The sequence below is a fragment of the Streptomyces sp. SP18CS02 genome (genome assembly GCF_036322365.1).
In the GTDB taxonomy this organism is placed as follows: domain Bacteria; phylum Actinomycetota; class Actinomycetes; order Streptomycetales; family Streptomycetaceae; genus Streptomyces.
This window is the reverse complement of the sequence record NZ_JAQYXC010000293.1, coordinates 1-339: the sequence shown is the minus strand read 5'-3', so window position 1 is coordinate 339 and position 339 is coordinate 1. Positions and strand designations below refer to the sequence as shown.

The 339-nt window shown below is 57.8% G+C and carries 1 rRNA gene; it reads left to right on the top strand.

What is annotated here, in order from left to right:
* Positions 1-131: ribosomal RNA gene (locus tag PUR26_RS24275) — 16S ribosomal RNA — on the top strand; the annotation flags it as partial.
* Between the last annotated feature and the right edge of the window lie 208 nt (positions 132-339).

Genomic DNA, 339 nt, shown 5'->3' with positions numbered 1-339 from the left:
GAAAGTCGGTAACACCCGAAGCCGGTGGCCCAACCCCTTGTGGGAGGGAGCTGTCGAAGGTGGGACTGGCGATTGGGACGAAGTCGTAACAAGGTAGCCGTACCGGAAGGTGCGGCTGGATCACCTCCTTTCTAAGGAGCATCTAGATTCCGCAAGGAATCCAGAGCCACTACGTCGGCAAATGTTCGACGGTGGTCAGCTCATGGGTGGAACGTTGATTATTCGGCACGATTGGTCTGGGACTGTCAGTACTGCTTCGGCGTGGAACACAGGATCTGGATCGGTTGTGCCGGGCACGTTGTTGGGTGTCTGAGGGTGCGAGCGTTGCTCGCCCTTCTG